The sequence below is a fragment of the Exiguobacterium sp. 17-1 genome, from assembly GCF_023096305.1.
Taxonomy (GTDB): Bacteria; Bacillota; Bacilli; order Exiguobacteriales; family Exiguobacteriaceae; genus Exiguobacterium_A; species Exiguobacterium_A sibiricum_A.
In genome coordinates this window covers 513,896-537,345 of the sequence record NZ_JALIGJ010000001.1, presented here as the reverse complement: position 1 = coordinate 537,345, position 23,450 = coordinate 513,896, and the positions used below count along the sequence as shown (strand labels likewise).

21 protein-coding genes, 1 riboswitch and 1 other annotated feature are annotated in these 23,450 nt (G+C 46.7%); of the genes, 5 read left to right on the top strand and 16 right to left on the bottom strand.

From position 1 onward, the window contains the following. Positions 1-8: 8 nt before the first annotated feature. The 3 genes from thpR to pepV all read right to left on the bottom strand — a co-directional run bounded on the left by thpR (position 9) and on the right by pepV (position 3,160). Positions 9-521, bottom strand: coding sequence for an RNA 2',3'-cyclic phosphodiesterase (gene thpR, locus MUN34_RS02615; protein WP_026827690.1), 513 nt, complete (start codon positions 519-521; stop codon positions 9-11). A 5-nt stretch (positions 522-526) separates the two neighbouring features. After that, entirely contained in the window at positions 527-1,672 is a 1,146-nt protein-coding gene (locus MUN34_RS02610; RefSeq protein ID WP_247856818.1) for an MFS transporter, read from the bottom strand. 90 nt (positions 1,673-1,762) lie between these two features. Beyond that, positions 1,763-3,160 (bottom strand): dipeptidase PepV, encoded by a 1,398-nt coding sequence (pepV, locus tag MUN34_RS02605; RefSeq protein ID WP_026827688.1) that lies wholly within the window; start codon positions 3,158-3,160, stop codon positions 1,763-1,765. A gap of 306 nt (positions 3,161-3,466) precedes the next feature. On the opposite strand from pepV, the gene MUN34_RS02600 reads away from it, so the two are divergent. Together MUN34_RS02600 and MUN34_RS02595 are read left to right on the top strand one after the other, a co-directional pair. Then, positions 3,467-3,685, top strand: coding sequence for a DeoR family transcriptional regulator (locus MUN34_RS02600; protein ID WP_012371138.1), 219 nt, complete (start codon positions 3,467-3,469; stop codon positions 3,683-3,685). Positions 3,686-3,795: 110 nt separating this feature from the next. After that, positions 3,796-4,428, top strand: coding sequence for an SDR family oxidoreductase (locus tag MUN34_RS02595; protein WP_247856817.1), 633 nt, complete (start codon positions 3,796-3,798; stop codon positions 4,426-4,428). A 41-nt stretch (positions 4,429-4,469) separates the two neighbouring features. Here the strand turns inward: MUN34_RS02595 and MUN34_RS02590 are convergent, their stop codons facing one another. Together MUN34_RS02590 and MUN34_RS02585 are read right to left on the bottom strand one after the other, a co-directional pair. Then, the gene (locus MUN34_RS02590) at positions 4,470-5,189 is read right to left on the bottom strand and encodes a pseudouridine synthase (RefSeq protein WP_026829610.1); all 720 of its coding nucleotides are present in this window, start codon (positions 5,187-5,189) and stop codon (positions 4,470-4,472) included. Continuing rightward, positions 5,176-6,840 carry a putative polysaccharide biosynthesis protein gene (locus MUN34_RS02585; RefSeq protein WP_034769734.1) on the bottom strand — a complete coding sequence of 555 codons (1,665 nt, stop codon included), beginning with the start codon at positions 6,838-6,840 and terminating at the stop codon, positions 5,176-5,178. Before MUN34_RS02585 ends, MUN34_RS02590 begins: the two co-directional genes overlap by 14 nt. Positions 6,841-7,023: 183 nt before the next feature. Between MUN34_RS02585 and MUN34_RS02580 the strand changes: the two genes are divergently transcribed. Continuing rightward, positions 7,024-8,283 (top strand): BaiN/RdsA family NAD(P)/FAD-dependent oxidoreductase, encoded by a 1,260-nt coding sequence (locus MUN34_RS02580; RefSeq protein WP_247856816.1) that lies wholly within the window; start codon positions 7,024-7,026, stop codon positions 8,281-8,283. Positions 8,284-8,315: 32 nt separating this feature from the next. Here MUN34_RS02580 and MUN34_RS02575 read toward each other — a convergent pair whose 3' ends face one another. From MUN34_RS02575 to MUN34_RS02555, 5 genes are all read right to left on the bottom strand, one after another. After that, complete coding sequence (locus tag MUN34_RS02575) at positions 8,316-9,296, bottom strand: hypothetical protein (RefSeq protein ID WP_026827685.1); 981 nt, start codon at positions 9,294-9,296, stop codon at positions 8,316-8,318. Between the two features lie 130 nt (positions 9,297-9,426). Beyond that, positions 9,427-11,832 carry a leucine--tRNA ligase gene (gene leuS, locus MUN34_RS02570; RefSeq protein ID WP_247856815.1) on the bottom strand — a complete coding sequence of 802 codons (2,406 nt, stop codon included), beginning with the start codon at positions 11,830-11,832 and terminating at the stop codon, positions 9,427-9,429. 47 nt (positions 11,833-11,879) lie between these two features. Next, positions 11,880-12,102: a binding site (T-box leader), on the bottom strand. A gap of 39 nt (positions 12,103-12,141) precedes the next feature. After that, positions 12,142-12,786, bottom strand: a complete 645-nt coding sequence (locus MUN34_RS02565) for an HAD family hydrolase (RefSeq protein WP_247856814.1) — start codon at positions 12,784-12,786, stop codon at positions 12,142-12,144. A 62-nt stretch (positions 12,787-12,848) separates the two neighbouring features. Continuing rightward, positions 12,849-13,880, bottom strand: coding sequence for a peptidoglycan bridge formation glycyltransferase FemA/FemB family protein (locus MUN34_RS02560; RefSeq protein WP_247856813.1), 1,032 nt, complete (start codon positions 13,878-13,880; stop codon positions 12,849-12,851). A gap of 167 nt (positions 13,881-14,047) precedes the next feature. After that, on the bottom strand, positions 14,048-15,229 hold the full coding sequence (locus MUN34_RS02555; protein ID WP_026827681.1) for an MDR family MFS transporter: 1,182 nt from the start codon (positions 15,227-15,229) through the stop codon (positions 14,048-14,050). 178 nt (positions 15,230-15,407) lie between these two features. Between MUN34_RS02555 and mnmM the strand changes: the two genes are divergently transcribed. Further along, complete coding sequence (mnmM, locus tag MUN34_RS02550) at positions 15,408-16,001, top strand: tRNA 5-(aminomethyl)-2-thiouridylate-methyltransferase MnmM (RefSeq protein ID WP_026827680.1); 594 nt, start codon at positions 15,408-15,410, stop codon at positions 15,999-16,001. 50 nt (positions 16,002-16,051) lie between these two features. On the opposite strand, the gene MUN34_RS02545 is transcribed toward mnmM, so the two are convergent. From MUN34_RS02545 to metK, 3 genes are all read right to left on the bottom strand, one after another. Next, positions 16,052-16,756: an alpha/beta fold hydrolase gene (locus MUN34_RS02545; protein ID WP_026827679.1), complete on the bottom strand. Its 705-nt coding sequence runs from the start codon at positions 16,754-16,756 to the stop codon at positions 16,052-16,054. Positions 16,757-16,840: 84 nt separating this feature from the next. Next, a complete protein-coding gene (locus tag MUN34_RS02540) occupies positions 16,841-17,329 on the bottom strand; it encodes a GNAT family N-acetyltransferase (protein ID WP_026827678.1) in 489 nt (162 codons plus the stop codon). 145 nt (positions 17,330-17,474) lie between these two features. Beyond that, positions 17,475-18,683 carry a methionine adenosyltransferase gene (gene metK / locus MUN34_RS02535; protein WP_026827677.1) on the bottom strand — a complete coding sequence of 403 codons (1,209 nt, stop codon included), beginning with the start codon at positions 18,681-18,683 and terminating at the stop codon, positions 17,475-17,477. Positions 18,684-18,810: 127 nt separating this feature from the next. Then, a riboswitch (SAM riboswitch) is annotated at positions 18,811-18,937 on the bottom strand. A 232-nt stretch (positions 18,938-19,169) separates the two neighbouring features. On the opposite strand from metK, the gene pckA reads away from it, so the two are divergent. After that, positions 19,170-20,738 (top strand): phosphoenolpyruvate carboxykinase (ATP), encoded by a 1,569-nt coding sequence (pckA, locus tag MUN34_RS02530; protein WP_247856812.1) that lies wholly within the window; start codon positions 19,170-19,172, stop codon positions 20,736-20,738. 56 nt (positions 20,739-20,794) lie between these two features. On the opposite strand, the gene MUN34_RS02525 is transcribed toward pckA, so the two are convergent. The 3 genes from MUN34_RS02525 to ytkD all read right to left on the bottom strand — a co-directional run bounded on the left by MUN34_RS02525 (position 20,795) and on the right by ytkD (position 23,404). Beyond that, positions 20,795-22,048 (bottom strand): EAL and HDOD domain-containing protein, encoded by a 1,254-nt coding sequence (locus tag MUN34_RS02525; protein WP_026827675.1) that lies wholly within the window; start codon positions 22,046-22,048, stop codon positions 20,795-20,797. 167 nt (positions 22,049-22,215) lie between these two features. After that, positions 22,216-22,959, bottom strand: a complete 744-nt coding sequence (locus MUN34_RS02520; protein ID WP_051525121.1) for an alpha/beta hydrolase family protein — start codon at positions 22,957-22,959, stop codon at positions 22,216-22,218. Continuing rightward, complete coding sequence (gene ytkD / locus MUN34_RS02515; protein WP_026827674.1) at positions 22,931-23,404, bottom strand: RNA deprotection pyrophosphohydrolase; 474 nt, start codon at positions 23,402-23,404, stop codon at positions 22,931-22,933. Before ytkD ends, MUN34_RS02520 begins: the two co-directional genes overlap by 29 nt. Between the last annotated feature and the right edge of the window lie 46 nt (positions 23,405-23,450).

Genomic DNA, 23,450 nt, shown 5'->3' with positions numbered 1-23,450 from the left:
TCACCTCGTTATTTCTTCCCAAATGGAAATCGTGTGTCTGCCTGATACCGCGGCTGACCGTCGGGGTAAATCTGATACAGAACGATTTCTTTGACGATCAAGCTGCCTACAGGTGTGCTTTCGGGTGGATAGAGCGACACTTCTTGATTCCACTTTTTCGCAAGGGTAATGTGTGGAACAAACGGTTTAACCGGATCCGGATCAATCCGTCGGGCAAGCTGAAACAGTTTTTCCTCATACGCTGGTCCGACAGCAAAGACACGAGGCCGTTCGGCTAATCCAAACCGTTCCAGATGATCTAATTTTAACGTAAAAGCAGAAGTCATTTGAGCAATTTCTGTCAGTTGACGTCGCCAAATCCTCAACTCGTCCTCTGTTAATGTTCCTAAAAAACGTAGCGTCAGATGATACTCGCCTGATTCGTACACCGTTTTGTAATAACGTCCGAGCGCCAGATGAGCCGCGAATCGCGTCAACGTCTCGTCAGCAGCCGGAATGGCGATAAAATAGTGTTTTTGCATACGGATCACTCCTTGATTTTTGAGCTGACCAGATACAAACAAGCACCTAACAGGCTACTACCTGTATATACCCAAAATACGGCGTAGATGGTCCATTGATCCAGAACAAACCCACTCATTAAATTAAATAAAGCAGTCGCAAGGCCGGTCGTCGTCGCCATATATGTACTGACTGCCGTTGCGACCGTCGAGGGGGAGACGAGCGAGCGAACATAATCGAGCGCGACCGGAATCAGCAAGCCGATGATCAATCCTTGTAACGCCGCCAATAACCAAAGTGTAAAAACGGGCGGTTCAAGCGCTAAGATGCCTGTCCGCAACGCCGACAAGACTGAAACAAAGACCAGAACCGGAATCGGCCCAAACCGCATCATCACACGTGTTGCAATCCGCATGAATGGAATTTCGCATAACACGGCGACAAAAAACAGTGTTCCGACGAGTGCTGTCGATTCACCACGGATCGTCACATAACTCCCGAAATAATAGTTGTTTGCAAAAATCGGTCCAAACACTAAACTTCCACCTGCTAAAAACAGTAGAAAACGTTTATTCGAAAACAACGATTTCAATGGGATGTGTTCATGCTCGACCGTCGAAACAGGTGTTTCTTCAATTCCAATCAACACAAGAAATCCAAGAACAAGTGCAGCTCCGCTGGCATAAAAAATCGCATCAAGTGATCCTTGTTCCGTCACCTGTCCGAGGATAAAGACAGCCAGTGCAAAACCGGCAGAGCCAAATAAGCGTAGTGCTCCGTAATCGACTGATTTTCTTTTTGAAAATTCGATTGCCAACGTATCGACAAGCGGAATATGTGCACACTGGAACAATGCCCAGAGTGAAGAGATCAATAACAGAAATAAGTAGATGGACGTCAATAAATAACTGATGGTTAATAGACCGGCAGCAAGTAAGGCTACTAACAGTAAACGTTTCGGTCGTCCGAAGCGGTCTGCCGCCATTCCCCAAACTGGTTGTAGGACAATCGATAACACCGGACCTACTGCTACAATCGTTCCGATTTCGGATGCCGATAATTGAAAGGCATCATTGGAAAAATAGAGTGCCAAGTATGGAATCAGTGCACCTTGCCCAAAGAAGATGAAAAAATAAAGAGCTTGAAAATGGTGTTTTTGACGATGGATCACAACCGACTCTCCTTCAAGAATCAATCCCCCTATCACAATGGATTCGGGGGATTCATTTCATTATAAATTATTTTTTAGATGAACCGATGCTTATTTCGCCAATTCGTAAATCGCTTCTGCATAGATGGCGACGGCTAATAACAGCTCTTCAAAATCAACATACTCATCCACTTGGTGCGCCACTTCCGGTCCGCCCGGGAAAACAGGTCCAAATGCGACACCTGCTGTCAACGAACGGGCATACGTCCCGCCACCAATGGCAATCAAATCCGCCTTTTGATTTGTTTGCCGTTCATATACTGCACTGAGCGTCTGGATCAGTTCGTGGCTCGGATCGACGTGATGCGGCGGCATATGTGTGCGTGTCTGAAGCTCGAATCCGTATGCGATCGCAGCTTCTTTAATCAATTGTAATCGTTCTGTAAAATCGGCACTGTAGGGATAACGGATATTGATCGAAGCTGTCCCTTGCCCTTCTTTATAACGGAAAACTCCGCCGTTGATCGTCAAATCGCCTGTTTCATCAGATGCGGCAACTCCGAGTGCAACTCCGCGTGAATCGCGGAACATGTGCACGATCATCTCGAGATAACGGCGTCCGTTGTAATCCAAGTGGAGCGTATGCAAGAAACGCGCCAAATGCAGGGCAGCATTTTTCCCATTGTCCGGTTCCATGGCATGAGCGGCAACTCCAATGACGTCAAAGACGAGTCCTTCTGCCGTCTCCTTGATTGTACCCGTCACACCCTGCTTCTCCAGATACCGATGGAAATCTTCTTCAATCGTCCCCCGCTCGGCGACATGAACCGTCGCTGTCGCATGACCCGGTACCATATTCGGACGTTCTCCACCTTCAAAGTGAATCAGTTGATATCCTGTATCTGCGGCTTTAACCGGTTTACCTTGAGTAAGCAAACCGTCGTATAATCCCTTTTCTGCATTGATGATCGGAAAATCAGCGTCCGGTGCAAATCCAAGCGTCGGCATTTCTTCATGCTTGAAGTAATGATTCACACACCGCCATTCACTCTCTTCGTCCCCACCGGCAATCAGACGAATCCGTTTCGAAAGCGGAAGGCCTAATTCTTTGACGATTTTCAAGGCATAATACGCCGCCATCGTCGGTCCTTTATCATCGATTGCACCCCGCGCAATCAATTTCCCATCAGCCATCGTCGGGTTAAATGGTCCGTACGTCCAGTTATCCCCGCCCGCTGGTACGACGTCCAGGTGGCAAAGAATGCCGAGTAATTCATCCCCTTGACCATATTCAAGGTGACCGGCATATCCATCGACGTTTTTCGTAATGAATCCATCTCGTTCTCCGAGCGCGAGCATCCAATCGAGTGCACGTTTGACTTCCGTTCCGAATGGAGCTCCTTCCTGAATCGTTGTTTCATCCAGAATACTCGGTATGCGTAATAACTCTTTTAAATCAACTAAAAGATCTTCGCGTCGTGCCATGACTTCTTCTTTCCAATTGACCATTTGACTTCTCTCCCTTATCCGCTAATTCGTTCACCTTTAAGTATAGCGAAAATTTGACAATGACGAACATCCAAAATACTAAATCTTTTGTTATTACGTTTTTAACGAACGTTTAAAGATAAAAAACATGTTTCATTCGCTATTAAGCATTGAAAGTTTGTATTCTTTTTGAAAACGTTCGGTTAAATTACTTGCATTCTATATTAAAAGAGTTATACTAAAGGCGAAACAACTTAATTAATCATCGTCTTTTGTCACCCGAAGCTTTAGAACACTATTCTATCCATTGGGGGAGTGGTTATACCAATGAAAGATTCTACAGACCGTATGTTGACCCGGATTAAATCGATTTATCTCTATATCAATGAGAACGGAGCTACTACGACAGCAGACTTGGTTGAAGAGTTCGGCATTACTTCAAGGACCGTCCAGCGTGACTTGAATGTGCTCGAATATAACAACCTCATTGTAAGCCCAAGACGCGGTACTTGGACATCAAGTAAAAAACAACGACAAGCCGGCTGATTAAGATGTTTCATCAGACTATTTTCTGTTACGACGCGAATCATTCGCGTCTTTTTTTTGTTATTTTTTTTTGAAGCAGGGTATATCTAGTTTGAGAAGGAGATGATGAAATGAATATTTTAATTATTGGAGCAAACGGAACAACAGGGCGGAAAATGGTTGAACTGATCGGGAAACAAGGTCAGCATCAAGCCATCGCTGTCGTCCGCGAAGAAAATCAAATCAATGACTTGATTGCACTCGGAGCATCTGAAGTACGCCTCGGCGATCTAACGAAAGATGTCACGGATGTCGTAAAAGATGCCGATGTCGTTATTTTTGCTGCTGGTGCAGGCGGTGCTTCCGACGAATTAACACGTGCCGTCGACCAAGACGGCGCCATTAAAGTCATCGATGCGGCTAAAGCAAGTGGGATTGAGCGTTTCTTGATGCTTAGCTCAGTTGGTGCAGATCATCCGCAAGGTGAATTGAAAGTGTATTTGGAATCTAAAGGTGCGGCAGACCGTCACCTAAAAGACAGCGGTCTGGATTATACAATTGTCCGACCAGGTCCACTCAGTTATGATGAGCCGAGCGGTACGATTGAGACACAAGAACACTTCGATTCGTATGAAGGACGCGAAGTCTCGCGAGATGATATCGCGGCTCTTTTCGTCACATTGATCGATCATCCGACTCAAACACGTCAGTTCGAAGTATTAAGCGGTCCATTCCCGATTGCGGAAGCGCTGCGGAATCAATAATCAACAAAGGACGCCCTTCTAAAAGAAGCGCGTCCTTGTTCTTATTCCGGTTTAAAATCAAACAGTGCCAATTCGCCACGTGTGAGTTCCCGGTATTCGCCTGCTTCCAGTGCCGGATCAAGCGGCAATTGTCCAATCGACAATCGTTTCAAATACGTCACTTCTTTTCCGAGAGCCAGCATCATCCGTTTGACCTGATGAAACTTCCCTTCCGTGATCGTCAGCTCGAGTGTTGATGTTTCATCCGTCGCTTCCAAAATGACCAGCTTACCGGGTTTTGTTTTATACCCATCTTCAAGTGTGACCCCTTCTGCAACTTCCTCCACGTCCTCTTCTGTCAGCGTACCGATGACTTCTGCATAATACACTTTTTCGACGTGTTTTTTCGGTGACATCAACGCATGATTAAATGATCCGTCATTCGTCAACAGCAATAACCCTTCCGTATCCTTATCGAGTCGTCCGACCGGAAATGGTTTGAAATATGTTACGTCTTCAAACAACAGATCAATGACGGTTTGATCCCGCTTATCTTCTGTTGCACTGATCACACCCGGTGGTTTGTTCATCATTAAATAAATGAATTTTTGATACGTGACCGGTTCGCCGTATAACAACACTTGTTGATTTTCTGTATCGACGTGCTGTTTCGGGTCGTAAACGATTTCGCCATCGACTTGAATCGCACCCGACTTGAGTAATTGTTTTACTTCTTTTCGGGATCCTGCTCCCATGTTTGAGAGTAATTTATCTAGACGCATTTCCTCGTCCTCGTTTCATTGAAAATTTTCGTCCTAATACAGCTTCCGCTAATCCACTCCAAATGGCAAGACCTGCAAAGACGACGATACCGATTCCTGCTCCGACGATTAAAATGACGAGCGAACCGACCGTCGTAGCGGGTAGTACGACCGATAATCCCCATTTCACTAGTGCGACGCTCGCACCCATGATGGCACTAATGATCATGATCAGTGACGTCCGGCGCAAGACCGTACTGAACGGGAACTGAATCGTTTGCGTAATCCGGAAGAACATCAATCCTGTTGCGACGAGGTATCCAAGAATCGTCGCATATCCGGCACCCGTCCCGTCTCCTGTCCAGTGAATCAATGGAGCATTCAACAGATACTTCGTCAGCAAGCCTGCCAATGTCGCGACAATCGTGAAATACTGGCGGTTGATGCCTTGCAGTACCGCGGCCGTGACGGAATACAGCGCAAGGAAAAGCGCACTTGGTGCATAGCTCAACAAGTAGACCCATGCGGCCTGATCTCTCGGGAACAAGACATGGAACGTCTCTTCACTGAGCAAAATCATTCCGACGACGGCTGGAATCGTCACGAAAAAGGCCAATTGATAGATTTGCGAAATCTGTTTCCGGACTTTCCGCATATCCCCTTGTGTAAAGGATGCCGTCAAAAGTGGTGTCGCAGATAAGGATAATCCTGTCGCGACCGAAACCGGAATCAAGACAATTTTGTGACTATCTGCAATCAGATAGGCTGTTGCATTCCCGGCTGCTTCCAACGTGTAACCAATGCTTTGTAAAGCAGCATTCATCGTGTTTTGATCAATGACCTGATACAGCGGTGTCGACAAGCCGACCATGACAATCGGAATCGCATACGTCAACAATTCCTTATACAGCCCTGCTAACGGACGATCCGGCGATATCGTCGTTTGACCATCGCGTAAGGCTTTTAAACCAGGTGCGCGTTTTCGGAAATAATAAACGAGCACGACGACACTACCGATTGCCCCGATGAAGGCACTGAACGTCGCAATCGTCGCGGCCCAGGCCGCATCCGTATCAAACAGGTAAATCGCGATGCTGACACCGGCCAGTAAAAAGATGATTCGTACGATTTGTTCCAGGATTTGCGAAATCGCCGTAGGTCCCATTGATTGATACCCTTGAAAATAACCGCGCGTCATACTCATCGCCGGAATCAGAATCAAGGCAAAGCTGACGCCACGGATCGTCATCGTGACGGCATCGACATAAGAAGCCGAATCGACGTCTCCTCCGGGTATTGCCCGGTGAGCCAAATAAGGAGCCAGTAAAAATAAGGCCAGAAAGGATACTACACCGGTGATGGACATGATTTTTAATCCGGATCGGTATAACCGTTCGCTTGTGTCGTATTCCCCCATCGCATTATACTTTGCGACAAACTTCGAAACGGCTACCGGGATACCGGCTGTTGCGAGACCAATCATGATGGCATAATAATTATACGCATACGTGTAAAACATGATTCCCGTCGCTCCGACCATGAACTGAAACGGAAATAGATAAATCAGACCAAGGGCACGGGAAATGAGTGATGCACCGGACAACAACATCGTTCCACGAACGAATCCGGTATTACTGGATGAAGTTTCTTGCTTTTTGCTCACAGTCGACATGGATAACCTTCCTCGCACTTTCTATTTTTCTTGACTCGATAAACGTCTCAATATACAAGTTCTCTCTTGCACAATTGCAAATCATTATACCGCTCAGCTTCCATAAAAGAAAGAGACGGTTTGTTTACAGTACAAACTTCTGCTAAAGTGAAACAAGCAGAATCCAACAAATGAGGTGACCACATGTATGATGTAATCGTAATCGGAGGCGGCCCCAGCGGCTTAATGGCAACACTCGCCTCGTTACAAGCAGGTGCTAAGACGCTTTTGCTCGATAAAGGAAGTAAACTCGGACGAAAATTAGCGATTTCAGGTGGCGGTCGGTGTAATGTCACAAACCGCAAACCACTGGAAGAGCTTGTTCAATCGATTCCCGGAAATGGCCGTTTTCTCTACAGCGCCTTTTCACAGTTCAATAACGAATCCATCATTGAACTGTTCGAAGGGTTCGGTGTCGCATTAAAAGAAGAGGACAATGGACGGATGTTCCCGGTTTCCGATAAGGCCGCCGATGTCGTTCGTGTGTTGATTGATCAAATTCGTCAACACGGCGCCGAAATCCAAATCAATGCGGAAGTTGCAACCCTTGACTTTCACCCGGACGGTTCGTTCGCAGCCGTCTTGCTTGCTGACGGAACCCGTCTTGAAGCCAAAAGTTGTGTCGTCGCGGTTGGTGGACAATCGGTTCCACACACTGGTTCAACCGGTGACGGTTATCCTTGGGCACGTAAAGCCGGCCATACGATCACGGACCTCTTTCCGACCGAAGTTCCGATTTTACTGAATGATACGTTTATCCAAGAAAAGACACTACAAGGTCTTTCGTTACGTGACGTCGCCTTAACGGTCCACGGTAAAAAAGACAAACCGATTAAAACGCATACCGGTGACCTCTTGTTCACACATTTTGGTTTAAGTGGTCCGATTGCGTTACGGTGCAGTCAGTACACGATTAAGGAAAGAAAACGGTCAGGCGAACGTGTCGTCCATCTCTCCATTGATTTATTCCCGGACGAATCGATTGGTGCCTTGACGGAACGGTTCCAAGCCGCCCTTGCCGCTAATCCGAAAAAGACAGTCCGTAATGCGTTAAAAGGATTTGTTCCGGAACGATTACTCGATCTGTTATTTGCCCGAATCGGTTTTGGTGATGAAGTGTGCACGCAAATTAAAAAACAAGACTTCACCCAATTGTTAGCAACGCTCAAACGATTCCCGCTTCAAGCAGTGGGAACACTCGACTTTGATAAAGCATTTGTCACCGGTGGCGGCGTTTCGATTAAGGAAATTCAACCTAAAACGATGATGTCGAAAAAAGCAGACGGTCTCTTTTTCGCCGGCGAAATCCTCGACATTCACGGCTATACAGGTGGTTACAATATCACAGCCGCTTTCGTGACCGGACATTGTGCCGGAACGAATGCTGCCCTGACCGCATTATGACAAAAAGGCTAGTTCCACACGGAGCTAGCCTTTTAGTCGATAGGTGTAAACGAACGACTCGAGAATTTATCCGTTTGGATGAGTGCAAACAACTCATTATCCTGAACAAATATCCCTTCTGCCCCGTACACTTTTGGACTCGCTGATTCCCCTGTGATGGTCACATCATTCGTGTCAATCGAATACAGGAATAACGTTTCCGAATCCAGTGTATAAATCCGCCCTTGCCGCTCGGCAAGACCGATCGGACGGAAGTTTTCCGCGAACGCTTTTTTCGCATCACTGCGCATACCACTGGCCGTGTCGATCCGCTTTCGTGCCACGATCGTCAAATACGGTGGTTTTTGTTTTTTCTTCAAGGCCCGTTTTTCCTTCGCAGTCGCATCTTTATCAATCTTGATTTCATCTTGTTTCGTCGTAAAATACGTCAGTTCACTTCGCGCTAACGAGCGAATGTGATTGATCGTGTAAAATTGTTTTTTCTTGGCGTCATAGCCAAGTCCGTGGAAACTGTCGCGGATTGTCGTACCTGCTACCCGTTCTCGTTTGTCTTCTTTCCAGACACCCTCTTCCCGTTTAACTGTCACGAGAATTTGATTGGATGTCAATAAAGCGACGGTCTCACCGTCAACGAGCGTCATCCCGTCAACACCCGACAGCATCAACTTGCCTTCATCTTCGATTTGGAACGAAGCGTTGATCCGTTCTCCGGTCCCGCTGATTTCAAAAAAGTGATAGTCTTCCGTTACGACAAGATAAGAACCAATCGAATCATCGTACAACATCTGTTGGACATTCTTGATCAACGGCTCTTCCGGATTCGGAATCGAGGACGGTGTTTTCGGTGGTACTTGTTTAACAGCTGCTTGGTGTTTCGATTGTGTCTCGATTTTTGCAAACGTCTCTTTGATTTGTGCGACGGTCTCGGGTCTTGAAAAGACGAGGGACACACAAAGGATCAGACCGGAGACGACGGCAAAAATCGTTGTATAGACTATATAAGTTCGTTTCATTTACACAAATCGCCTTTCTGTCTCGGTTTCTGATTCAGTTTAGCAGAAGGCGCCCTAAAAAAAAAGCGGACTTACGACGGAGATAAACGAAAACCCCTCCATCTGATTAAATCAGATGAGGGGTTTTGCCTTAGTTTGCTACGATATTGATCAGTTTTTTCGGAACGACGATGACTTTCCGAACCGTTTTATCGCCAATCCACTCTTGTGTTTTTTCATCTGCAAACGCAAGGGCTTCAATTTCTTCTTTCGTTGCGTCGATGCTGATGACAAGCTTCGAACGGACCTTGCCGTTGACTTGAATGACGAATTCCATCGTATCACTGACGAGTTTCGTTTCATCGAATGTCGGCCATGCCGCATATGTCAATGTGTCGTCAAAGCCAAGTTGTTCCCATAACTCTTCCCCTAAGTGCGGAGCAACAGGCGTCAATAACTGAATGAATCCGCGAAGGAAATGACGCGGTAAGACCGGTTGTTTGTTTGCTTCGTTGACGAAGACCATCAACTGCGAAATGCCGGTGTTGAACTGAATATTCGTGAAGTCTTCCGTTACCTTCTTGACAGTCTGGTGGTAGACACGTTCAAAGTCGGCATCGACTGTCGTCACGTCCTGAATGTCCGCTGTGCGTTCGAACAAACGCCAGACGCGGTCAAGGAAACGACGGGCTCCGTCAAGACCGTTCTCCGACCAGGACACTGAGGCGTCAAGTGGTCCCATGAACATCTCGTACAAGCGAAGCGTATCCGCACCGTGCGACTTGACGATTTCATCCGGGTTGATGACGTTTCCGCGTGATTTCGACATTTTTTCATTGTTTTCTCCGAGAATCATCCCTTGGTTGTATAACTTTTGGAATGGTTCTTTCGTCGGTACGACACCGACATCATACAAGACTTTGTGCCAGAAACGGGCATACAGTAAATGAAGAACAGCATGCTCAGCTCCTCCGATATAAATATCAACCGGGAGCCAGTATTTCAATTTTTCCGGATCTGCAATCGCTTCTTCATTATGCGGATCAATGAAGCGAAGATAATACCAGCAGCTGCCGCCCCATTGTGGCATTGTGTTCGTCTCACGACGTCCTTTAAGTCCCGTGACAGGATCCGTATAATCAAGCCAGTCTTCTGCAAGGGCGAGTGGAGATTCACCTGTTCCGGACGGCTTGATTTCAGGAATCATCGGCAATTCAAGTGGAAGTTCAGATTTATCCAACGTCTTCATCGTTCCGTCTTCCAAGTGGACGACCGGAATCGGCTCACCCCAGTACCGTTGACGACTGAATAACCAGTCACGCAACCGGAATGTGATTTTTTTGCGTCCGACTTGATTTGTTTCAAGTTCTGCAATAATCGTCTCAATCGCTTCTTGTTTTGAAAGCCCGTCGAGCATCTGTGAATTCACGTGCTCGCCTTCTCCTGTATAAGCCGCTTCGTCGACGTTACCGCCTTTTACGACTTCGATAATCGGAAGGTCAAACTGTTTCGCAAATTCATGATCCCGCTCGTCATGTGCCGGTACGGCCATGATCGCGCCTGTCCCGTATGTTGATAACACATAATCGGCAATCCAGATCGGAAGACGTTCGCCGGAAATCGGATTGACGGCAAAGGCTCCCGTAAAGACACCTGTTTTTTCTTTGGCAAGATCCGTCCGTTCCAAGTCCGATTTCGTCTGAACAGAAGCGATGTAGGTTTTGACGGCTTCTTCGTGATCAGCTGTCGTGATGTCCGCAACGAATGGATGCTCCGGTGCAAGGACAAGGTAGGTTGCGCCGAACACTGTATCCGGACGTGTCGTAAAGACTGTCACTTGTTTTTTATGACCATCAATCGTAAAGTCAATTTCCGCACCTTCCGATTTTCCGATCCAGTTCCGTTGCATCTCCTTCACCGATTCCGGCCAGTCAAGATCATCTAAATCTTCGAGTAAACGGTCCGCGTATTCCGTAATTTTCAAGACCCACTGCCGCATCGGGACACGGACGACGGGATGATTGCCACGCTCGGACAGTCCGTCAATGACTTCCTCGTTCGCAAGCACGGTTCCAAGCGCCGGGCACCAGTTGACGGCTACTTCGTCGACAAATGCTAATCCTTGTTCATATAACTTCGTGAAAATCCACTGCGTCCATTTGTAATATTTCGGATCCGTCGTATTGATTTCACGATCCCAATCGTAAGAGAACCCTAAGTCTTTTAACTGACGTTTAAACGTTTCGATGTTTTGCGCTGTGAATTCCCGCGGATCATTCCCTGTATCGAGGGCATACTGTTCTGCCGGGAGTCCAAACGCATCCCATCCCATCGGATGAAGGACGTTGTAACCTTGCATCCGTTTCATCCGGGCGAGGATATCGGTTGCCGTGTATCCTTCCGGGTGCCCGACATGCAGTCCTGCTCCCGATGGATAAGGAAACATGTCTAACGCATAAAATCCTTCTTTTTCCGGATCTTCTGTTGTGACGAACGCATTGTCCTGTTCCCAGCGCGCTTGCCATTTTGGTTCGATTTCACGATGATTGTACGGCATCTCTATTCCTCCTCTGAATATACAAAAAACCGGTCTCCGCCCCTAGGAATAGGGACGAAAGACCGGTTTGTCTCCCGCGGTACCACCCACGTTGTCTGCAGAAGCAGACCACTTGATTCACAGATAACGGTGTGAAGGACCGGAGTTCGCTACTTGGTTTCACGAATCATGCTCCCTGACGAGTTCACGGACGATTCCGACTGGTTTACACCGACCACCAGCTCTCTAAAACGGAATGACTCCCTTACTACTTCAGTTCGTCGCAATGGACTATCTATTTGTAAGTGTAAGCTGAACCTTCCCTTACCGTCAACGGTTGCGTAGAATTTCTCCGATTTCGGCGTGAGACGAAACCACATGATCCGCATGTTGCAAAACTTGTGCCGGCATCCGGTCGTCAAGCAAGGCGATGACTTCCATTCCCGCTTTCTTCGCACCAATCATCCCGTTTGCTGCATCTTCGATGACGATACAGGTGTCCGGTGTTTGATCAATCCGCTTTGCCGCGAGCTGAAAAACTGCCGGGTCGGGTTTCGAACGTGGTACTTCAAATCCACTCGTGTACGCATCGACCGTTAATCCATAATGCGTAATGACCTGTTTAATTTTTTCGAGTGAACTTGAGGAAGCGATCGCGATCCGGTATCCTTCTATCCGTGCCAGTTCCATCAGTTCTTTGATTCCGTCTTTTAAGCCACATTCTTCCGGTTTCGCATGTTGTTGGAATAATTCATGTTCGAGTGCCAGTAATGCTTCCGTCGAGTGAGGTAGATCGTGTTGCGCGATCAATTCTTCCCACATCTCGTCTCCTGTTTTTCCCATGAACGTCGCATACTGCGTATGATCGAGTGGGATGGATAACATCTTGAACATGTGTTGATGGACTTTAAAATATTGAATCTCACTGTCGAGGATGACACCATCCATATCAAAAATCAGACCTGTTTTTTTCATTGCTTACCCTCCTCTTATCAGCCTACCAAAAAACCTGATCATCCGCAGACGATCAGGCTGGTTCATCTAGCTAAAACCGTCTCTTGGTAGCGGTATTCCGGGAAATAGTTCGCTTCTTTATCACTTCCATACCGTTGGCACAATTGTTCATAGACATGTGGGAGAAGAATCGTTTTTCCTTGATGGTATTCAAACATCCGGTATCCTGTGTAGCGGCACTTGCTTTCAAACAGACTGTCCTGTTCCTTATATCCGCCGCCTAAATGCTGTTCGACCATACCTGCCGTCTTGGAATGTAAAATCGCCTCATACTCCAGGCGCTGATTCGGAAACAGCTTGTATTCATCCCGTTGACATCCAATTAAATGTCCGTGTGCATACTCTTGTCCAAGCAATACGAAATAACTACCGACTGCTTCCCCTCTCCACTCGGCAATCAACAGTAATGGTTCACACAGCTGTGTCGGTTGAAACAGTTGTTCAAAGTACTCAGGTGTAAAATAATAATGGGAAGAGGCATCTTTTCGGTCCATCGTTTGGTAATAAAGACGGATGAAGGTCGGCAAATCTTCTTTTGATCCTCGGCGAACCGTCAGCTCTGAAGCTAATGACTTCCGAATCATACTCCGGTTTTTTTTATGGAATGTTTGCATGATTTCCTCGATGGATGGACGAAGATCGATACTTGTCGTATGGCGAATGAATTCAGTTGTCGTCCAATCCGCTATCCGTTTTTGATTTTCCGTCAACGGATTAAAACGAATCAACTCCGAGACAATTTTGTGACGCATTGCCCATTGCCGAAAAGAACGCTTGGCATCTGCCAGTTCTTCTAACGTCAATTCACCAACAACTTCCGGACCTCCATAACCATAAGGTGTGATCATATCAAAATACTCGGTATCAAAAATTCGCCGCTTTAAGAATGGATAAAACATTTCGCCAGAAGTTCCCTGAAAATAAATCAATCCAGCAGTTTCTTCAGCACGTGCGTTCAAATGAACGTATTCATAGCTATAAAAAATATCAAGCCTCTTATTTTCGACTAGTGTGGTCCAAGTCGACCGGTCTTCAATGAAAATACATTGCCTCATCTTCTCCACCTCCGGCACACGACACGTCTAACACACTTTATTTTTTCTTTAATTTGGTTAATTAATTATTTTTTTCCTTTTAATTGAATACCCATTTCACATGTTTTTTATGCTTCAACAAAAAAAGACAGATGGCGCCATCAAACGACCGTCTCTGTCTTTCTAACTTATTTTATTGCCTTATTCGGAATCGCTCGAATGAACGTAAATCCTGCCATCAGAATAAGTCCAATCAGCGTAAGAAATACAGCGTTCATACCGGATAAATCATAAATCAGACCCCCGACGGTCGGACTGATCATTCGTCCTGCCGAAGCGGCGATATTGACGTATCCCTGAAACTCACCTTCTTTACCAATCGGAGCCAGGCGCGCTGCCATCGCAGGAACTGCCGGCCAAATGAACATCTCACCAATCGTCAAGATGATCATGGCGACTAAAAACATCTTAAATCCACCAGCAAATGGGACGATGGCATAGGACAAAAGAAAAATACCGGTCCCCGTTAACAATTGACGTTTCAAATCGTCACCAAACCAACGTAAGACCGGCGTCAATAATGGTTGTGCAAACACAATCAACGCACCGTTGATTGTCCATAAAATCGAGTACTCAGAAATCGTTACTCCGAGCGATTTTGTATGCACGGCAAACGTTCCCTGCCATTGAACATACACAAACCACAACAGTGCGTAGCCGATCGAGACATACAACATCGTCCGGACCGAGCTCCGCGAAAGCGGTTCCCGCACTTCCTCACCTGCAGCCATCGATTGACGTTTGATCGGGTGCACCTGAATCCAGTTCAACCCTACTAACAGTACAATCGCAAACAACAAATAAAGTATCAGATTGGCAATGAAGATGAACTGGATATCGATTGCCGCGATTTGCCCACTGATAGCGGTCCCTAATGCAACACCGACATTTTGGGCAACATATATCGCGTTAAATGCCCGTCTCCCGCCTTCCGGCCAAATGACGCCGGTCAAGGCATAGATGGTCGGAAACACCATTCCACCGACAAACCCGATCAATCCTAACATCAGAACATACCCGGTGAAGGTCTGATGGAACAACCAGAGACCAATCGAGGCAAGGACCAGCCCAATGACACTGATGACAAGTGTCCGTTTGCCGCCTAACCGATCAAATGCTTTTCCACCGATGTAGTTACCGATGATGGCGAGAGCCGAGTTGACGAATAAAGCCATTCCGGCCTTTGTCATCGACTCTCCCAGATATTCATGAATGTATAATGTATTAAACGGCCATAAAAAAGAGGATCCTGTCGTATTGATCGCCATCGCCAATACCAGAATCCAGACCGCGCGAGGTAATTTCGGCATGGTAAGTATCCTCCAATATAGTTTCCAACCTTGCCACTTTACGAAATTATTCTGCCCTCTGTCAAGGAACTTCAATTTAAACGAACAATCGGAAAAATGATACAATTGACTAAAGGGTCGATTTTACGGGTACTTAGAAAAAAATAGAGCATATCAATCAGAAAGAGGAGTTTTTGCCATGTCACTTGCACGTGTATTACCTTACGCAAAAGAATTGTTGGAATCCGTCATCCATGAAGGGGATTGCGTCGTCGATATGACTGCAGGGAACGGTTATGATACGCATTTTCTTGCAGAGCAGGTCGGACCGAGCGGACGGGTCATCGCTTTTGATGTCCAGGAGCAAGCAATTGAGGAAACGACCCGCCGACTGCAGGCGGCTCACGTCTTTGACTGGGTCGATTTGTATCACGAAAGTCATATTCACGTCGGAGCTCGGTTGTTTGCTGAACAACGTCCGATTCGTGCCGGAGTGTTTAATCTTGGTTACTTACCGGGAAGCGATAAATCGGTCACGACGACCGGAGAAGAGACGCTTGAGGCACTCCGGGCCCTTCTTCCGGTCCTTGTTCCCGGCGGTCTGATTGTCCTTGTGATTTACCATGGTCACTTGGAAGGACGCCGCGAACGCGATGCGGTGTTGGAACACGTTTCATCACTTCCGCAACAGGATTATGCCGTCCTGCAGTACCGTTTCTTGAATCAGCAAAATAACCCGCCGTTCATCGTGGCAATTGAAAAAAAATTAAAAAAACAAGTTATTGACCAATAAAAAGAGGAAGCCGGATTCTGACATCCGGCTTCCTCTTTAATTTAGCGTTGTTAATCTTCCACAATTTTTAGGAACAACAATAACTTTTCAGCAAATCGTGTATTCAAACGTTCAAAACTGAAGTGGGGAAATCCATGCAGGCGTTGCAGATAAATCTGGTCTCCGCCCATCTTTCGACACACTTCAAGCGTCAATTTGACGTCAGCGAATTGATCGTCCGGTGCATAAAAACAAGCGAGTTGGACTCGCGGTAATTTCTTTCTTTCTTCATCATGGATGACGATTTCTTCTTCAATCTCGCGATACTGCGCATATGTCAACTCACCGAGACGAGCAGCATCCTCATTGTTTTGTCCGAACGGTAACGTTCCAAGCGGAGCATCGGGACGGAACCGGTCGAAGGCGCTCGCAAAGACTTGCTTGACGCCCCCCAATTGTTTGGAGTTATGCCAATCAAACAACGGCGAGATGAACGTCAGGCTCGCCACCGGTAATTCATATTCTTGCAGCAGTCGATTGACGACAAGTGCTCCCATGCTGCAGGCAATGATATGAATCGGGAGCTTCCGCTTCCCGGCTTCGCGTAATGCTTCTTTTAACAACTGTTGGTGTTCTTCAAACGACACACGGCGGGGTGCATCGACCAGAAGGATTTCATATTCGCGCTCTAAAACGCGAATCAGTGCTTCACTTGGTCTGGCACGTAATTGGAGTGGGTACACAAGGACGATCACTCCGGTTGGTTGTTCTACCACACGCTCACCTCTTCATCAGATATCCATCTAGTATGAAACAAATCCGACTTCAGCAAAACCGCCTCAAGTCGGATTTCTTTTCCCTTATTCGTATATACGTTGCAATCGCGTCACAGGTTCCACCTGACCGAAGACTTCTTCTGTCGTCTCGCTGATTTCCTTGAATCCGTATGCGGTCAAAAAGTGACGGGCTTTATAGTTCCGGGATTCGACATAGACTTCAATTGGAGATGCCCCTTGCAATTCCAGTTCGCGGATCAGCCGGCGTCCGATTCCGTTTTGTTGGTATTTCGGCAAGACATACAAACGGACGATTTCCCACGTTCCATCCACATCGATGGCGTGAATGAAACCGACAATTTCCCCGTCAATCAGTCCGACGTTGAAGTATTCTCCACGTGCTTCTTCCGCTGTTCGAATTGCCCGAACCACTTCTTCCTGCGGATACGCTTCCTGAACGAAATGGGCTTTCGAACGCTCCGAATAGATTTCCTCATATGTGTCCATCCAAGACGTGAGCGCAATATCATGAATGCGTGCTGCATCAGCCGGAACTGCTTCGCGTATCTCCATACCGAAATCCCCCTTTTCCTTTTACAGATTACAGACTCATGTTCTTTTACCCTTTTCTAGAAATTTCAGTCGTATCCCTGCAAAGTTCAGGAGAAACAAAAAAAGTTCAGAAACACCCTTTAACAGGATGTTTCTGAACAATGGATTATACGAAACGTTTTGCCTGCTCTTCAAGAGTAGCAGCTTTATCTGTCTGCTCCCATGGCAATTCGATGTCTGTACGACCGAAGTGGCCATAAGCTGCTGTCTGACGATAAATCGGACGGCGGAGATCAAGCATCTTGATGATCCCTGCAGGACGGAGATCAAAGTTTTCTGCAATCAATTCGACGAGTTGCGCTTCAGGAAGTTTTCCTGTTCCGAACGTATCGACAGCGATTGAAACCGGATGTGCCACTCCGATTGCGTAAGCAAGTTGAACTTCTGCTTTGTCTGCAAGACCAGAGGCAACCAAGTTTTTCGCGACATAACGTGCTGCATAAGCAGCTGAACGGTCGACTTTCGTTGGATCTTTACCAGAGAAAGCTCCACCGCCGTGGCGTGCGTAACCGCCATACGTATCAACGATGATTTTACGACCTGTTAATCCTGCATCGCCTTGTGGTCCACCGATGACGAAACGGCCAGTTGGGTTGATGAAGAATTTCGTGTCTGCATCGATGTACTCCGTCGGAATGACCGGAGCGATGACATGTTCTTTCAGATCCGCTTGGATTTGCTCAAGCGTCACTTCTTCTGCATGTTGCGTTGAGATGACGATTGTATCGACGCGAACAGGTTCATTGTTCTCGTTGTATTCAACCGTGACTTGCGTTTTACCATCCGGACGGAGGTAATCGAGTTGTCCTGTCTTGCGGACTTCTGCAAGACGACGAGCAAGTTTGTGTGAAAGTGAAATCGGAAGTGGCATGAGTTCAGGTGTTTCTTTCGTTGCGTAACCGAACATCAGACCTTGGTCTCCTGCTCCGATCGCATCGATTTCTTCATCTGACATGTTTCCTTCGCGTGCTTCAAGCGCCTGGTCGACACCGAGAGCGATGTCTGCTGACTGCTCGTCGATTGATGTCAATACAGCACAAGTGTCTGCATCGAAACCGTATTTAGCGCGTGTGTAGCCGATTTCACGAATGGTTTCACGAACGACTTTCGGGATATCCACGTAAGTTGATGTCGTGATTTCTCCTGCTACTAATACGAGTCCTGTCGTGACAGAAGTTTCTGCCGCAACACGTGCGTTTGGATCGGCTGCAAGAATTGCATCCAAAATTGAATCCGAAATCTGGTCACAGATTTTATCCGGGTGACCTTCAGTTACTGATTCCGACGTAAATAGTCGGCGATTAAGGTTTGTCATGTTTGACCCTCCCAAAAAAGAATTTGACGGTGTACTCATTTCCCCTAGTTGAGTGGGACGGTAAAATGAAAAAAACCTTTCCATGTCCAAAAATGGTCAGGGAAAGGTTGTGCGTTCTTCCTTTACCCTCTTATCGTTCGAAGTGTTTACTTCGCTTCAGGAGAGCACCTTTTCCTACATTAATGATGAAATTAATATAAGACGGTTGCCGGGTTTCTTCGGGCCTTGTTCCCTCCACCTGCTCAGAATAAGAGTATCCGTTACGAATTACATGATATAAACTTGTGTCCACTCTGTCAAGCAACGTTTTAATTTCTAGTCGAAAAAAATCAGAAGAGATGTTAAACTGTTAATGCTGAAAGCGTTTCCAGATAAATAGAAATCAGCGCATGAAAATGATTGCCCTATCATTAGTATGTCATATATAATAAATGTGTCATACTAATAGTAGAGCCAAAACCAACGTAGGGGAAAGGTGGGGTCAGGATGCCGATGACGGTCCTGAATATCGAAGAACTACTCAAGAAGGAGCATGTGTTCAAACAACTGTCCGTTGCTGAACTAGTCGAACATGCGATTCGTAACAAAGAAGGAGTTCTTGCAGAAAATGGTGCTTTGTCTGTAGAAACGGGGAAATTTACAGGTCGTTCACCGAAAGACAAGTTCATCGTCCGTGATCAATCGTGTGAGATGCATATCGATTGGGGTCATGTCAATCAACCGATGGAATCGGACAAATTCGAGCAACTGTTACAAAAAGTTCTTCGTTATATGAACGAAGCAGATCAACTCTACTACACAGAAGCTGCTGCTGGTGCCGATACGCATTTCACCCTTCCAGTGCGCGTCGTAACCGAATATGCTTGGCATAATCTGTTTGCGAAACAGCTATTCTTACGCGAATATCCTACGGTTGCGGCCTTTGAACCATTTACGGTCGTTTACGCACCACACTTTAAGGCGGATCCTGCGGTTGACGGGACAAACTCTGAGACATTCATCGCGATGTCATTTGAACACCGTATCGTCTTGATTGGTGGAACCGAGTACGCCGGAGAAATCAAAAAATCAATTTTCTCTGTCATGAACTATCTCTTGCCACAACAAGAAGTGTTGTCGATGCACTGTTCAGCTAACGTTGGACATGAAGGTGATGTCGCGTTGTTCTTCGGGCTATCCGGGACTGGTAAGACCACCCTGTCTGCAGATGACAGCCGTCAATTGATCGGCGACGATGAACACGGCTGGTCACATGACGGCGTCTTCAATATCGAAGGCGGATGTTATGCGAAGACCGTCAACCTGTCACGTGAAAAAGAACCACAAATCTTTGATGCGATCCGTTTTGGTACCGTTCTTGAAAATGTTGTCCTCGACGGCCAGCGGATTCCGGATTATGATGATACGTCAAAAACGGAAAACACACGCGCGGCTTATCCGATTACTGCCATCGACAACATCGCTATCCCGTCTCGTGCCGGTCATCCGAAAACAATTGTTTTCCTGACAGCGGATGCTTACGGTGTGTTGCCTCCAATCAGTAAACTGACAAAAGAACAAGCGATGTATCACTTCTTATCAGGTTATACATCAAAACTTGCCGGAACGGAGCGCGGCGTCACAGAACCGGAAGCAACGTTCTCGACGTGTTTCGGTTCACCGTTCCTACCGTTGATTCCAGAAAAATATGCGACGATGCTCGGAGAACTGATTGATCGCCACGGCGTCACAGTCTATCTCGTCAATACAGGTTGGACCGGTGGAGCTTACGGTACCGGTAGCCGGATGAAACTCGCGTATACACGGACGATGGTCAATGCGGCCGTCAACGGTCTGCTCACAGATATCCCGACAGAAGAACATCCGATTTTCGGTCTGCATATGCCGATTGAAGTCCCTGGTGTTCCGACCGATTTACTCAATCCGGTCAAGGTCTGGGCGGATCCATCCGTTTACGAACAACAAGCGACTGCACTCGCTCAAAAGTTCACGCAGAACTTCGCACGTTTCGAAAGTGCGACCGATGCCATCAAAGCAGCTGGTCCTCGCGTTTAAAAATATCAATAACACTAAAAAGGTTGAGCTCCTTAACGGATGCTCAACCTTTTGTGTTAGACGATTGAATCTGTCTTGTCCTGTAAATGAAGTTCCTTTTGAGAGAGCCAAACTTGGCTTTCCTTCAGTAACTCGTAGGCGCGGCGCTTCGCAATCCCGAATCGGTTACTCAGCATCTCGAATCGTTCAAATTCTCCTCGGTCTGCGCTGATTGCGAGCAACAGGCAATCTCGAAACGGATGATCCTCGCCTTGCAAAACGTTTTTCAATGCCGGTTCAATCGGAAGCTGATCAATGATTTCATCAATATCTACGGAAAGTAACGCATCGATATGCGACAGCAATCCAATCATATAGGCGCTTTCTGCTTTCAGTGTCTTCGTTTCCCTAGCAAACAACTCGCATAGTTTCGCACAATGCAACGACGAACGTAATAATTCATCTGACCATTTGTATGGACTTGCGAGTTTCATTTCACGCAAGACGATTAACGAAATCCAGCTTTTCAGTTGCGAAAAGCCTAATAAGGAAATCGCCTGACGGACAGAACTGACTGTGTTTCGAAGACCGATTCCCGGAGAATTGATCAATTGCAGTACTTGCACGCTGATGTAGGGATTTCTTTCGATTTCATCGACGACGTCGTCATAATGATCGTCTGTATCCAACCATTTCAACATCTTCAACAGCACAGGTACTTGCGGAGGAACCGCCTTTCCTTTCATCAACATCGGTTTGGCATAAAAGTATCCCTGAAACCAGTCATATCCCATCTCAAGGCTTCTCGTATGGTCTTCATGTGTTTCGACCCGTTCTGCCAAAAAGCGCATATGCGGATAATTCCGCTTCAAGATATGTAAGATTGCACTTTGTTCGCGTGGATTGATGGCTTCGATATCAATTTTAATTAGATCAATCAAATCAAACAGTTCAGCGCCATGATGACGCAACAAATCCGTCACGAAATCATCCAGTGCCAATACGAAGCCCGCTTCTTTCCACTTCTGAAGCGTCAGGAGCATGTCAGCATCAATCTGTACCGTCTCCAATACTTCAATCACGAATTGGGTCGGATCCAAATGATCAATCAGTTCAGACTGTAACAAATCACCTGTGAAATTAATGAATAATCGTTTTCCTTCTGCTACACGATCTACTCCCAGATGAATCAGTGTATTCGTCAATACATCCATCGTCGCTAAGTCACCATCAAAGACTTCAGGTGCTTCAACGGAACGATAGAGGAGTTCAAAAGCGTCAATCGAACCAAACCGGTCTACAATCGGTTGTCGCGCAAGTAAGATTTCCATCTCATATATCCCTTCTAAATCCGTTAATCTGGCTTATTTTATATGTTCTAGTATATCAAATATCGTTTTCCCTTAAAAAATCTCTTTTTTAAAACATATCAATGTTCCCATCATTTGGAGAAAAAACATCTCAATGCGAGGCATTGAGATGTTTTCACACATGTTTTTCACTTGGATAACATCCAATCAATGACTTGTTTCGTCACGAGCATTTTTTGATGGATTGGAAATTGATGCGCATACTGATACACCAACAAGCGGGTCTTTTCCGGATAGCGGGCTGCATAGTTCGTCGCATGACGCAATCGAACGTTTTGATCATACAATCCATGAATCAACAACACGTCTCCTTGAGGTGGAAAATAAAGCGGCGACCGGATGCGGTATTCCTCTAGCCGTTGTTCCGGTACTCCACCCGTGAACCGTCTGAGCATTTTTTGCATCGTCCGTTGTTCTTCATACGTCCAAATCAGATTCGTTACGCCGGCCCACGACACCGTCCGGGCAACTTCACGATGATGCGCCAGTAAAAGCGCCATCTGACCGCCGCGGGAAAAGCCAAAGACCGACGTCCGCTCGACATATTGATCAAGCCAATCAAACGCACTGATGGCGTCCAGGATGTCTTGATGTCCAAAATCTTCTTTACCGGTTCCACCTAAGTTACCGCGGTAAAAAGGAGCCATGACCAAATAACCGGCTTGCGCGAACTGCATTAAGCGGGTCGGCCGAACCATACCGATATTACGTGTCCCACCACGTAAATATAAGAGACCTTGTCCGTTCGCACGAACCGGTAAGATGATGTACGCCCCGACCTGTTCTCCGTCGGACGTTTCATAAAAGACCCGAAAGGTACGGAATGGTCCCTGGCGAGGGAGCTCAAACCAGTCGGCGTTCGGCGAGTACACGAAGAGTCTCCGGAAGGACACGGTCCTTCATCATGAAGCTGTATTGGCGGTTCGTATCTAAACGTTTCGGGATATCGTCTAGTAAATAGGCACCATCCGTCTCATCGACAGCAAGATGCGGGACCAAGGATTTGATTTCGGCGAAGTAGATATTCTTGATGATCGTATCCCCCCGCCCCTCGACCCGGTACTGTCCGATGTACTGGAGGCGTTCAATGCGCCCTCCTGTCTCTTCCATGACTTCCCGGTATGCCGCTTCCTCTGCCGTTTCCCCTGGCTCGACCTTTCCTCCCGGAAACTCGTATCCCCGTTGCTTATGATGCGTCAGTAACCATTTCCCTTCGTACACGGCTATGACCCAGACATGAAGCGGATGGACTGAAAACGGATGGTCCTCAAAACTCAGTTCAACCCGATTTTGATAATAATCTAAAAACGTAATCACGTGCGTGCACCTCATTTCTTCTTCTCTCTTCACTTTACCTGTTTCG